General features: G+C 58.0%; 10 protein-coding genes and 2 tRNA genes. 8 read left to right on the top strand and 4 right to left on the bottom strand.

What is annotated here, in order from left to right:
- Nucleotides 1-400, bottom strand: a 400-nt coding sequence (rnhA, locus tag HC757_RS18100) for a ribonuclease HI (RefSeq protein ID WP_169565851.1), incomplete at its 3' end; no start/stop codon positions are given.
- Between the two features lie 68 nt (nt 401-468).
- Here rnhA and dnaQ point away from each other — a divergent pair.
- The 5 genes from dnaQ to HC757_RS18075 all read left to right on the top strand — a co-directional run bounded on the left by dnaQ (nt 469) and on the right by HC757_RS18075 (nt 5,044).
- Entirely contained in the window at nt 469-1,197 is a 729-nt protein-coding gene (gene dnaQ, locus HC757_RS18095; protein WP_169565850.1) for a DNA polymerase III subunit epsilon, read from the top strand.
- Between the two features lie 10 nt (nt 1,198-1,207).
- On the top strand, nt 1,208-2,509 hold the full coding sequence (locus HC757_RS18090) for a TIGR03503 family protein (protein ID WP_244623596.1): 1,302 nt from the start codon (nt 1,208-1,210) through the stop codon (nt 2,507-2,509).
- A 127-nt stretch (nt 2,510-2,636) separates the two neighbouring features.
- A tRNA-Asp gene (locus HC757_RS18085) sits at nt 2,637-2,713 on the top strand.
- An 80-nt stretch (nt 2,714-2,793) separates the two neighbouring features.
- A tRNA-Asp gene (locus tag HC757_RS18080) sits at nt 2,794-2,870 on the top strand.
- Between the two features lie 278 nt (nt 2,871-3,148).
- Nucleotides 3,149-5,044, top strand: coding sequence for a cation:proton antiporter (locus tag HC757_RS18075; protein ID WP_169565848.1), 1,896 nt, complete (start codon nt 3,149-3,151; stop codon nt 5,042-5,044).
- A 167-nt stretch (nt 5,045-5,211) separates the two neighbouring features.
- Here the strand turns inward: HC757_RS18075 and sodB are convergent, their stop codons facing one another.
- Nucleotides 5,212-5,796, bottom strand: coding sequence for a superoxide dismutase [Fe] (sodB, locus tag HC757_RS18070; RefSeq protein WP_169565847.1), 585 nt, complete (start codon nt 5,794-5,796; stop codon nt 5,212-5,214).
- A gap of 225 nt (nt 5,797-6,021) precedes the next feature.
- Between sodB and HC757_RS18065 the strand changes: the two genes are divergently transcribed.
- A complete protein-coding gene (locus HC757_RS18065; RefSeq protein WP_169565846.1) occupies nt 6,022-6,354 on the top strand; it encodes a Grx4 family monothiol glutaredoxin in 333 nt (110 codons plus the stop codon).
- A 140-nt stretch (nt 6,355-6,494) separates the two neighbouring features.
- Here HC757_RS18065 and HC757_RS18060 read toward each other — a convergent pair whose 3' ends face one another.
- Nucleotides 6,495-7,730, bottom strand: a complete 1,236-nt coding sequence (locus HC757_RS18060) for a uracil-xanthine permease family protein (RefSeq protein ID WP_169565845.1) — start codon at nt 7,728-7,730, stop codon at nt 6,495-6,497.
- A gap of 288 nt (nt 7,731-8,018) precedes the next feature.
- Between HC757_RS18060 and HC757_RS18055 the strand changes: the two genes are divergently transcribed.
- Complete coding sequence (locus HC757_RS18055) at nt 8,019-9,065, top strand: DUF2066 domain-containing protein (protein WP_244623593.1); 1,047 nt, start codon at nt 8,019-8,021, stop codon at nt 9,063-9,065.
- Nucleotides 9,066-9,139: 74 nt separating this feature from the next.
- Nucleotides 9,140-9,850 carry a DnaA inactivator Hda gene (gene hda, locus HC757_RS18050; protein ID WP_169565844.1) on the top strand — a complete coding sequence of 237 codons (711 nt, stop codon included), beginning with the start codon at nt 9,140-9,142 and terminating at the stop codon, nt 9,848-9,850.
- A 175-nt stretch (nt 9,851-10,025) separates the two neighbouring features.
- Here hda and HC757_RS18045 read toward each other — a convergent pair whose 3' ends face one another.
- A complete protein-coding gene (locus HC757_RS18045; RefSeq protein WP_169565843.1) occupies nt 10,026-11,993 on the bottom strand; it encodes a hypothetical protein in 1,968 nt (655 codons plus the stop codon).
- Nucleotides 11,994-12,171 lie beyond the last annotated feature (178 nt).

Here is a 12,171-nt window from a genome sequence, read left to right as displayed (position 1 = left end):
CATTCTCTGGATGGCCGGCGTGGCCCTTGACCCACTGCCAGTCGACCTTATGCTGTTGTGAGGCGGCATCCAGGCGCTTCCACAGGTCGACATTTTTCACCGGGGTGCGGCTGGCCGTCATCCAGTTCTTCTTCTTCCAGCCATGGATCCACTGGGTGATGCCCTGGCGCATATACTGGCTGTCACTGGTGAGCACTATGTTGCATGGCTCTTTCAGGCTCTCCAGGGCGATGATGGGACCCAGAAGTTCCATGCGGTTATTGGTGGTGAGCGAGAAGCCGTCGGAAAGCTCCTTGGTATGATGTTTATATTTCATCACGATGCCATATCCGCCCGGGCCCGGATTGCCTAAACAAGATCCATCGGTGAAGATATGGATTAGTTTGAGTTCAGTGTTCAAGTTGTTACCATAGCCATGAATTTCGGCCGAGTATAACCAAAAATACCTTAAAGAAGCTGCAAAATATTATGAATATCATTTCCAACGCGAGCCGTCAGGTCATACTGGATACAGAAACCACGGGTATGAATCAGGGAAGCGGCGCGATTTACCTGGGGCATAGGATCATCGAAATAGGCTGTGTCGAGGTGATTAACCGCAAGCTGACCGGGCGACATTTTCATGAGTATATCAACCCTGAGCAGCTGATCGACGAGGAAGCCATCGCGGTCCACGGGATCACCAACGAGGCGGTGGCGGGCAAGCCCAAGTTTCGTGACATTGCCAGGAGCTTCATCGACTTCATCGACGGCGCCGAAATTGTCGCCCATAACGCCAACTTCGACGTCAGCTTCATGGATCACGAATTTTCCCTGTTGCAGCCCCAGGGGCCCAAGACGGCGGAGATCTGCCAGGTGCTGGATACCCTGGAGATCGCCAAGTTCTTGCACCCAGGGCAGAAGAATAACCTCGATGCCCTGTGTAAAAGGTATGGCATAGACAACTCCCGCCGCGAACTCCACGGCGCCTTGCTCGATGCCGAGATCCTCGCCGACGTCTATCTGATCATGACCGGCGGCCAGACCAAGTTCAACCTGTCCAATGAGCAGGCGGGTCAGGAGGGGGGAGGCATCCAAAGATTGGACCCACTGAAATCTAAGCTTAAAGTGATCTCTGCCTCGGCCGATGAACTCCTTATGCATGAACAGAGACTCGACTTGGTGGCCAAGTCGGGGAAATGCCTTTGGAGAGGATAGACCGAGCGTGATGACCCTGCCTATGCGGCTTTTTGCCTTGCTCCTGTGTTGCTGCCTGCCCAGTACGGCCCTGGCCGTGACCCAGGCGACCCAAGCGGCCGAACTCAAGAACCGTTTTCGCATAGATCACATGGTGGACAGCGTCACCCTGTTGATCAAACGCGATTATGGCTCGGCGCCCGTGATCCTGATATTGCCCGATGGCAGCAAATGGTACCCCAGCAGGCACCCGGACACGGTCAAATGGGTCGATGGCCTCTCGGGAGACATGATCACCATAGCCAATCCCATGCCTGGCCCATGGCAATTGCTCGGCAGAGTCACCCAGGGGTCGACCATAGACAAGATTTCCAAGCTGGAGATCCAGGTCGAGCCGCTGCCGCAGCCGCTGTTTCAGGGGGAAAGAGTCAAGCTGGTGGCCAAATTGATGGGCGATGCCCAGCGGCTGCGGATGCCGGGATTGGACTATCTGTTCGAATGGTCGGCCAGATTCATCAGCACCCACCAGGCGGGTGATGAGAATTTTGCCTCGGGCACCCTGATAGTAGGTTCCTACAGTGACGATGGTGAAGGGCTGGATGAAAGGCCCGACGACGGGGTGTTTACCGCCAAACTCAATCTCAATCAGCCATGGGGCGATTATGTCTTCGAGGTGAAGGCCCATAACAGTGTGTTCGATCGCCAGGTGAACCTGCCGTTCAGCCTGTCGCCCAGCCCGGTCACTGTGACCTTGATGCAGCTCGATGGCACCGACAAGGACAGGCGCAAATTGCACCTGGAGATAGATGATACCCAGCTGGTGTTGGCGCAGACCCATGTCAGGTTCGAACTCTTCGGCCCGGCGGGACTGAGACTGCCCATAGTGCAGCAGGGCTTCAGTGAGGCGAGCAGCGACCTGTTGTTGCCCCAGGCGACCGAGTTTGGCAGTTACAGAGTCACAGGTTTTCTCGCCAGCACCACGCCCGCCGGCCGTGAAGTGGTCATAGACTTACCCGAGCATTTCTTTAACCTGATCGCCCCGCCGGATCCGCCACCGAGCGCCGCCGAGCTCGCCAGGATCGCGGCCAAGAAGGCGCAGGCAGCCGAGGCCAAGGCCAAGGATGATGCCATTTTCTGGATAATCACCATCAACATCAGCCTGTTATTGCTCGGAGTGCTGGGGTTGGTCATCTGGCGCAAACGCCAGAATCTGGCCCAAGCCTTGGCGGCCGCCGAGCAGAAAGCGCAGGCATCGGCGGCGGTATCGAAAGCGCCGTTGGCGTCGCAGGAGATAGATCTGACCCTGCCGGACGAGGATGATCTCGACGATTAGCCCGGCTGCAGGGGGAAATTGTCAGCCATTTTAAGTCGTTGGTCATTTTTTGACTCATCGGCAGGGGGCGGTGAAAAAACGGTTGACGCTGCCCGAGGGCAACCGTATTATGCTTCGCATCTCGAGTGGAGCGGTAGTTCAGTTGGTTAGAATACCGGCCTGTCACGCCGGGGGTCGCGGGTTCGAGTCCCGTCCGCTCCGCCAATCGAGTTTGATTGTTATGCCAGAATTTTTGCTAGGTCAGCCAGCTGACCCAGCAGTGCTGAAAAGCCAAGCCAGTTAATGGAGCGGTAGTTCAGTTGGTTAGAATACCGGCCTGTCACGCCGGGGGTCGCGGGTTCGAGTCCCGTCCGCTCCGCCAACTCAAGAGAAAAGCCTCATCGAAAGATGGGGCTTTTTTCGTTGTGGATTCTCCCCGGCCCATCTTACCCTCAGCCCAATGCTGCTTAGCCCCATGCCAGAGCTTGCCTGTTATGCGGAGCACTATGTAAAGAATGATGCAGAGCACGGCGCAAAGAGCGACGCCGAGAATAAGTTGGTGGCCCGGCGGGGAAAACCGCTATGATACAGGGTGTCGGCGCCGTCGCTGCCCTTGGGCATATAGGCAAAGACAGGATTGCACTCACCTAAGGAGAGCTTATGCTGGAAAGGATCACCGGGATGTTGGCACTCATAGGTGTCTTGTCCTTATTCTGTCAGTGGCTGGGATGGCGCCTGCGCTTGCCTGCCATTTTGCCGCTGCTGCTCTGTGGTTTGCTGCTCGGCCCCGGCTTCGGGGTGCTGGATCCCGATACCCTCTTCGGCGATCTCTTATTTCCCATCATTTCACTCGGGGTTGCGGTGATCCTCTTCGAGGGCGCCCTGACGCTTAATTTCAAGGAAATCAAAGATCATGGCCGCATGGTCACCCATCTCATCACCATAGGCACTCTGCTCACCTGGGGCTGTGCCACTGTGGCCAGCCATTATCTGCTGGCATTCGACTGGTCATTGGCGCTCTTGTTCGGTGCCCTGGTGGTGGTGACTGGGCCGACTGTGATAGTGCCCATGCTGCGCAGTGTCAGGCCCAAGTCCCAGCTGGCGAGTATCTTGCGCTGGGAAGGCATAGTGATAGATCCCATAGGCGCCTTGCTGGCGGTCCTGGTGTTCGAATTCATCAGCGTCGCCGCCGCGCCCGCATCCCATGTCCTCTCTGCCCTGGGGTCCATGCTGTCGCTCGGGATAGGCCTGGGCGCGCTGGCAGGTTATCTGCTGGGCCAGGTATTGCGGCATAATCTGTTGCCGCATTATCTGCGCAATACCGCCGTGTTGACCCTGATGCTGGGGGTATTCGTCGGCTCCAACCTGCTGCAGGAGGAGTCGGGCCTCCTGAGCGTGACTCTGATGGGGGTGTGGCTGGCGAACATGCGCGGCGTCGACATAGCCGACATTCTCGAGTTCAAGGAGACGCTGACTGTGCTGTTGATCTCGGCGCTGTTCATCCTGTTGGCGGCCAGGCTGGACTCGGGTGCCCTCATGAGCCTGGGCTGGGGCGGCCTCGGGGTGCTGGCGGTGATCATGCTGCTCGCCAGGCCACTCAGTGTCTGGTGCTCCGGCATAGGCACCTCTCTGTCTGCGGCCGATAAGTGGTTTCTGTCCTGGGTGGCGCCGCGCGGCATAGTGGCTGCGGCGGTGTCTTCCCTGTTTGCCATCAAGCTGGAAGCTTTGGCCATTGCCGGCTCCGAGCTGATCGTGCCCCTGGTGTTTCTGGTCATCATAGGCACTGTGGTGATCCAGAGCCTGACGGCGGGGCGCTGGGCCGGCTTTCTAGGGGTCGAGGCGGGCTCGGCCCAGGGGCTGCTGATCTTCGGCGCCTCCAAGTTTTGCCGTGAGCTGGCGAAAGTCCTCCAGGCCAATGGGATCAAGGTCATCTTGTCCGACAGCAACTGGGACAATATTCGCCTGGCGCGGATGGACAATATCCCAGTGTATTTCGGCAACCCGGCTTCGGAGCATGCCGAAACCTATCTGGACTTGACCGGGATAGGCAGGGTGCTGATCATGTCGCCCTATCGTCAACTCAATCCGCTGGTGAACTTCCATTATCAGGACATGCTTGGGTCCACCAAGGTGTTTGGGTTGAACAATATCGACCCCGGCAGCGCCAGACATCAGCTGTCCGAAGCTTACCTCAAGCGCCTGTGCCTGTTCGGCGAGGCGGTATCCTACGCCAAGCTGGCCAGCCTGATGGCCAAGGGCGCAGTCATAAAGAGCACCCACCTGACGGAAAGCTTCGGCTTCAATGACTTCAAGCAGCGCTATGGCGAGGGGGCATTGCCACTGATCTATCTGAAGGATAACAAGCTGGTGGTGGTGACCGCCAATGAAGCCTTGCCCCTGCCTGACGACATAGAGCTAATCAGCCTGATCACAGTGGAAGCCCTGCAGGAGGCCAGGGAACAGGCCTTGCTGCAGCAGCAAGCACAGCAGCAAGCACAGCAGCAAGTGCAGCAACAAGAGGCCGAAGTCGCTGCCGGGGCAGAGGCGACAACCTGAGCGGTGCATGAGGCTCGGGCCCGACTCGGCGCGCTGCTGTGTTGGCATAGCAGGGGTGTTGGCAAAAAGCCCATAAAAAACGGATACCTCAGGTATCCGTTTTCAGTTGCAAGCGCTCGGCACTCGGTCTCTATTGGCTCAGCCAGAGACCATGCGCGGCGCGCTGATTAAGCGGCGAAGTTCTGGTTAACGAAGTCCCAGTTGACCAGCTGCCAGTAGTGCGCCAGGTACTCTGGACGCAGGTTACGGTAATCTATGTAGTAAGCGTGTTCCCACACGTCCACTGTCATGATAGGCGTAACAGACTCATCGGTCAGCGGGGTGCCGGCATTGCTGGTGTTGACTATGGCAACTGTGCCATCGGCCTTTTTCACCAACCAAGTCCAGGCGCTGCCGAAGTTGTTCACGGCAGAATCTGTGAACTGGGCCTTGAACGCGTCGAATGAACCGAAGGCGGCATCGATAGCGGCAGCAACGGCGCCTGTTGGTGCACCGCCACCGTTTGGTGACAGGCAGTTCCAGTAGAAGGTGTGGTTCCAAACCTGGGCCGCGTTGTTGAACACGCCACCGCTTGAAGTCTTGATGATCTCTTCCAGGCTCTTGCCTGCGAAATCAGTGCCTTCAATCAAACCATTTAATTTAACAACGTAAGTGTTGTGATGCTTACCATAGTGGTATTCGATGGTTTCTTGAGAAATGTGGGGTTCAAGTGCGTTCTTTGCATAAGGTAATGCGGGTAATTCGAAAGCCATTAGTATCTCTCCATGGACTTAGGTTATCGTTTTTTGACTTGCTCACTGCCAGCTATTGTACCGATAAAATCCCTTAAGTGAATCATTGTTTGGCTAATTGTCCAGATAGTCGGCGGTTAAAAATCAAATGCAGGCATAACCTTACAAACTGTGGGATTTTGTTCTCAGGTCAGCTGTCGTACAATATAGTCCATAAAGTCAATGTCGTCGTATTAGGAAAAGCAGATGGAAACAGTAGAGAAGATTAAACAGCAAATTGCCGAAAACCCTATCCTGGTGTACATGAAAGGTTCACCAAAACTGCCGAGCTGTGGTTTTTCATCTCAGGTAGCCCAGGTGATGATCAATTGCGGCGAACAGTTTGCCTTCGTCGATATTCTGCAGCATCCGGACATACGCGCCGAACTGCCTAAATTCGCCAACTGGCCAACCTTCCCACAGTTGTGGATCGAAGGTGAGCTGATCGGCGGCTGTGACATAGTGATGGAAATGTTCCAGAAGGGCGAGTTGCAACCTCTGATCAAAGAGACGGCCGCCAAGTATAAGACGGCCGAGTAAAGCCTCGCATCCGGCATACGCATGCGGGATAGAAAAAGCCCCGGCTCATTGAGCCGGGGCTTTTTTATGTCTGCGAACCTATGCCAGCGCCTGCGCCAGCGCCTGCGCCAGCGCCTGCGCCAGCGCCTGCGGCTGGTGGCCTAAGCCTGGGCCGCTGCCGCCAGCTTCTTGGGCTTAGGCAACAGGAGGTTCATCAGAATGGCGACTATGCCGCAGAGGCTGATGCCGGTCAGGCTGAATGAACCTATGCCGAATGCCATGCCGCCTATGCCGAACACCAGGGTGACGCCCACTATGCTGAGGTTGCGCGGCTCGTTCAGGTCGACCTGATTGCGGATCAGGGTATTGAGGCCGACGGCGGCGATGGAGCCGAACAACAGACACATGATGCCGCCCATCACAGGCACAGGGATGGTTTGCATCAGGGCACCCAACTTGCCGACGAAGGCCAGGGTGATGGCCGTGATGGCGGTCCAGGTCATGATACGGGGATCGAAGTTGCGGGTCAGGGTGACGGCGCCGGTGACTTCGGAGTAGGTGGTATTTGGCGGCCCCCCGAAGGCCGAGGCGGCTATGGTGGCTATGCCGTCACCGGCCAGGGTGCGATGCAAGCCGGGCTTCTTCATGAAATCTTTGCCGGTGACATTGGAGATCGCCAGTATGTCGCCTATATGTTCGACGGCGGGGGCGATGGCCACGGGGATCATGAAGGCGATGGCATGCCAGTTAAACTCCGGGGCGACGAAGTGCGGCATGGCAAGCCAATTGGCGTCAAGCACAGGGGCGAAGTCCACTATGCCATAGCCCAGACTCAGGCCGTAGCCGACCAAGATCCCACTCAGGATAGGCATCAGCCTCAACAGGCCCTTGGCGAAGATAGCCACGGCTATGGTGGTCATCAAAGATGCCAGCGAAATCACCAGCGCGGTATTGGCTTGTACCAGCACCAAGGTGCCATCGCCGCTCTTGCCCAGGGCCATGTTGACCGCAACCGGTGCCAGTCCCAGGCCTATGATGATGATCACCGGGCCCACGACCACGGGCGGCAACAAGTTGTGGATGAAGTGACTACCGCGCAATTTAACCAGCGTCGCCAGCCCCAGGTACACTGCGCCCGCGGCCATCAGGCCACCCATGGTCGCGGGTATGCCCCAGGTCTGGACGCCATAGAGGATAGGGGCGATGAAGGCGAAGGAGGAGGCGAGGAAGATGGGGACCTGACGTTTGGTCACCAGCTGAAACAGCAGGGTGCCTATGCCGGCGGTAAACAGGGCCACGCTGGTATCCAGCCCGGTCAACAGGGGCATCAGGACCAAGGCGCCGAAGGCGACGAACAACATCTGTGCGCCTTGTAGGGGTAAAGCCAATTTTTTCATTATGTTATGCTCATGCCAATATAAACCGGCCTATGTTAGCAGCTTGTGCCGCCAAGAACGAATGATCTCACTGGTTGGCGGATGTTATCCGGGATCTCCCGGCTTGACTGCCTGCGGGGGCGGCCTTAACCCAGGCTGACAGAAACACCTCTCAGGCTCGCTAACCCCGCCAACTATGATACACTTGGCGTCAATGTGTTCATTTTTCCTTTCCCAAAGATGCTGAAAATCTTATCAAAAGCCACCTTATTTCTGTGTGTGTATTCCTTGCTGTCGATTGGCAATGTCATGGCGATCGAAGTGTCACAATTGGCCGATGCCGAGGTGGCCGTCGCTTCCCGAGATGCGGGCGAACGGCATCAGGGGCTTAAAACGGCACTGCAACAGGTGATACTGAAAAACGCCGGCGATGAAGCCGTACTCGATAACGAGTTGATCCGGGCGCAGCTCAAGAGTCCGGAAGCCCTATTGAGCCAATACGGTTATGTCGAGCGTGACGCCAAGCTCTGGCTGCAGGCCAGTTACGATCGGAGCCGCATCATAGCCCTGCTGCGTCAGGCGAATCTGCCCGTGTGGGGCAGCCAGCGACCCTTGACCTTGGTCTGGCTGGCGATGGAAAACCAGGAAGAGCGTTTGGTGCTGGGGGATGCTTCTGCGCTCGCCGAGCGGCAGCAGTTCTCACAGTTTTCCGCCGAACGGGGCGTGCCCCTGTTATTCCCGTTGATGGATCTGGACGATGTGATGCGGGTCGGCGTGGCGGATGTGCGCGGCATGTTTACCGAGGTCGTCGCCTCGGCTTCGGCGCGTTACCAGGCAGATTTCTTCGCCATCGCGGCATTGGAACCTGTCGCGGGCAGCATCAAGTATCAACTCAGCCTGTTTCCCAAAGGCAGTGCCGGCGTAGGCACTCAGCCCGCCTTCTACCACCAGGGGGAAACCGCGGATTCGGCGGCGGCGATCAACGAGATGATGTCGGCGCTGAGCCGTTATTTCGTGGCCCAATATGCCATAGCAGATTCGGGGGAGAAGCAGCAGAGCAGCGTGACCTTCACCGGCATCAACCAGATGAAGCAACTGGTTGAAATTGAAAAGTACCTGCAGCAATTGAGCGTGGTGAATACCACCAAGCTGAGCCGAGTCCAGGGCGACACTGTGACCTTCAAGCTGGAGCTGTTCGGCTCCGAAGCCGATTTGCAGCGGCTGCTGAGCCTGGAGCCGAAGATCTCTGTGACCCAGGATGCGGCCCAGCATAACCCGCCGGCGCAGTTCTCTGCCGACGCCGCCCAGGTTTCGTCGGGTGCGCCCCTGCTCCTGTACCGCTGGCGCCTCCAGTGAGTTTTTAACATTCCAGGGGGCCTGTGTTACACTGGCCGCCGCAATTTTTTATTTTGATATCGAGACGTACCTGAGTGACACAAAACTCACCTCTGCAACTTTCCCTGCCGGTGCACTTGCCCGATGATGAGACCTTCAACAGTTACTACCCGGCCATGGGTAATGACGAGTTGATCCAGAAACTGCAGGCCAGTGCCCAAGGGCAAAGCGATGCGGCCATTTATCTCTGGGGGCCGGAAAAATCCGGGCGTACCCATCTGCTGCACGCCGCTTGTGCCCAAGCCAATGAGCGCGAGCGGCGCAGCTTTTATATTCCTCTGGGGATACATGCGAGCATCTCGACCGCCTTGTTGGAAGGCCTGGAAAACCTGGATCTCGTGTGTATCGACGATATTCATGCGATAGCCGGTCATCCTGTGTGGGAAGAAGCCCTGTTCGACCTCTACAATCGCGTTGCCGAGCATAAGCGTTGCGCCTTGGTGGTCAGTGCCAATTCTTCCCCCCTGGATGCGGGCTTCGGCTTGCCGGATCTGATCTCACGCATGCAATGGGGGCTCAATTACCAGCTGCAGCCCATGGCGGACGAAGAGAAATTGGCCGCCTTGCAGCGCAGGGCGGCGATGCGTGGCTTGCAGTTGCCCGAGGATGTCGGGCGCTTCCTGCTCAATCGCATGGCCAGGGATCTGCGTACCTTGTTCGATGTGCTGGATAAGCTGGATAAGGCCTCCATGGTGCATCAGCGTAAGCTGACCATACCCTTCGCCAAGGAAATGTTGCGCCTCTAGCCCTCTATCCCTCTAGTGCTGAGGTTGGCAGGTTAAACACAAAAAGCGCGGCCATTGGCCGCGCTTTTTGTTGTGTTTTCTCGTACTTTCCTCGAGTTTGCCCGGTGCTCATTGCCTACCTGCCCGAATACTGGGCTCATGAATGAGACTCAGGCATGAGACTCAGGAGCCGGCTTCAGTTGTTGAGCGGCTTATGCCTGTCGCCGCTTAACCTCAGTTCTGGGGTGGCATCCGGGGAGAGCCTGGATGCGACTCCCTGAGACTTGGGCTGGCTTGCCATGGGCGAGATGCCCAGGTTATCGCTCCAGGAGCGTCCCTGCGTCATGGCAAGCGGCTCGGGCAGGGCGGCTATGATGGCGGCGCCATTGAGTTCGGGCAGGATCCCATCTATGACGAGTGCGGCGCGGTCGGCAAGTTCGGGCGCGCCGATCCGCCCCCGCTGGCCCCAGTCGACCCTGATGCTGGATGCCGTGATCTGGGCAGGCTTATCCGTCACCGCCACATCCCTCAGTATGCCGTACCTGTGACTCATCATGGCTTCTTCGAACAACATGGCGGTATCTTCGCGGCTGCTGCTGTAAGCATAGAAGTCATTGGCCCTGTCATTCCGGAAAAATTGGCTGACATCGCCCGGAGTATAGGCCTTCTGGGTGGCGTTGGCGTCGGCGCCGAGGAAGTTGACCTCGGCCAGCGCCAGCATTTCGGCGCTGTTGAGGGGATACAGGTTGCTGACGCTATCCGAGAGCAGTGCCTTGGTGGCATCGCGGCGCCGATAGTCATCCACCAGGGTCGGTCCGCTCAGGCCGGCGTGGATGCTGCGGGGGAAGAAATCGTTGGCGTGGCCCAGTTCATGGTAGAGCAGGGAGGCCAGATCCGGCTGGAGCGCCGTCAGGGTGCGGGCGGCTCTCTGGCTGCGGTCGTAGAAACGTGAGACATAGGCGTTATCTTTGACATAACGCCATGGCATCAGGAAGGCGAGCTCGTTGCCGAAGCCGGCGCGATAGTCAGGGGCTTCGTTGATGCTGTCGCGCTGAGCGGCCGTCAGCCAAAGATCCTCGGGATCCAGGTAGATGGCCCCGGTAGCCACCCAATAGAAAGAAGGCCGTATGTCGCTGGAGATCACCACGGCGGTGACGGCTTGCAGCAACTTGGCAAAATCACTGTCCGGATCCATTTGGGTCAGGAAGGCCTCGAAGTTTTCCCCCATCCAGTCGTGGGATACCAGCAACCGGTCCAGTATCGCTTCCCTATCCGTCGCCTCGGCCTGCTGGCCTATGAGCGGCAGTTGCGCCAGGGGGCAGGGGTCGCTGAGCTGATTGGAGTAGACACAGGGGGCGAGCGTGGCCGCATAGGCAGAATCTGCCCTGTAGGCATGGGTACGGGCGACCGGGGTGTCGAAATAGTTGGAGCCGATGGCGGGTGCCTGGGTGATCAGCAGATAGGCATTTTCGGTCAGGACATTGCCCGCCACTGTGGCGCTGACACTCAACTGACTCAGGGTGTCCCGATCGACTTGCGGTGCCTTGAACAGCGGTCTTTCCTGGTTGCTGAGATCGACCGAGAGATCCGGTCCGGCGGCGACACACCAGTCGATATCGGCGGCGACGGCATTGTCGACTCGTCCCAGGCGCAGGCTGACATCATTGCCTTCGACGACCTGCTGATCCTGGCGCACATTCAGTGACGTGCCGGCGGCGGCGTCGACCTGGATCTCTACCTCCTCGCTCACGTCCACCCCGGCGCCGGTGACGGTCAGGCGGAAACCATAGGCGCCGTCGAGCTCAGGGGCTAGCGCCAGCAGCGGTCCATGGCTGTCGGTCAGGCTCAGCGCCGGCCCCGCCGTTTGCTGCCATAGATAATTCAACCCCTGGCTGTCTCTGCCGGCAATGCTGGCCATTATGGCTCCGGCCTGGCCGGCAAGGTAATGGTCCTCCAGCTGGAAAGAGAGCTCGGAGCCTGTGGTCACGGTTTGCAGCGAGGCGCGGCTGTCACAGCGTTGCAGCTGGGTCTGCGTCGACTGGGCCGGCGGCGTGGGCGTTGGGGTGCTGGCAGCGCTGCTCGAACCTCCGCAACCCGCCAGTGGCAGTGTCATGACGAATGCGAGGGGCAGGGCTGCGAGTGGCAGCTGTCGGGTATGTCGCATGCTAGGGCTCCGGTGGTGAGGTGACGCCATTGTTGGATTTTTGTGACTAATTAGCCGATAAGCCAATATAGCATGCTGATCTGAAATGAGAAATGCCCGAGCGGAAGCAAATGGCAGAAATGAAAAAGCGCCCGTGGGCGCTATGGACATAGGCTGGCGGCCTTGGCGAATGCCGGCG

The sequence above is a fragment of the Shewanella salipaludis genome (genome assembly GCF_012911865.1).
Classification (GTDB): domain Bacteria; phylum Pseudomonadota; class Gammaproteobacteria; order Enterobacterales; family Shewanellaceae; genus Shewanella; species Shewanella salipaludis.
Note: the sequence above shows the minus strand (reverse complement) of the source record. Positions and strands in the feature narration are given on the sequence as shown.